The following is a 269-nucleotide window of genomic DNA, read 5'->3' on the forward strand; positions in this document are numbered from 1 at the left end:
GGCTCCACTAATTAGTGGTGCGCCCATTCAACTGAATCTAAATCAACACCTTCTTGGTGCATTTCCCAAAGAGGAGACATTTCACGTAAACGGCCAATCGAGTTTTTCATTAGCTCAACGGTGTAATCAATCTCTTCTTCGGTGGTAAAACGGCCAATACTAAAACGAATTGAGCTATGTGCTAGCTCGTCGTTACGACCTAATGCACGTAATACGTAAGAAGGTTCTAAACTTGCAGATGTACAGGCTGAACCTGACGATACCGCAAT

Annotated in this window: 1 pseudogene; it reads right to left on the reverse strand. The window is 43.5% G+C overall.

Annotation, left to right across the window (positions count from 1 at the left end):
* Nucleotides 1–11: 11 nt before the first annotated feature.
* Nucleotides 12–269 (reverse strand): annotated as a pseudogene (locus SB765_RS30055) (IscS subfamily cysteine desulfurase); the annotation flags it as partial.

This window comes from Pseudomonas sp. SIMBA_067 (genome assembly GCF_046534675.1).
GTDB lineage: Bacteria > Pseudomonadota > Gammaproteobacteria > Pseudomonadales > Pseudomonadaceae > Aquipseudomonas > Aquipseudomonas putida.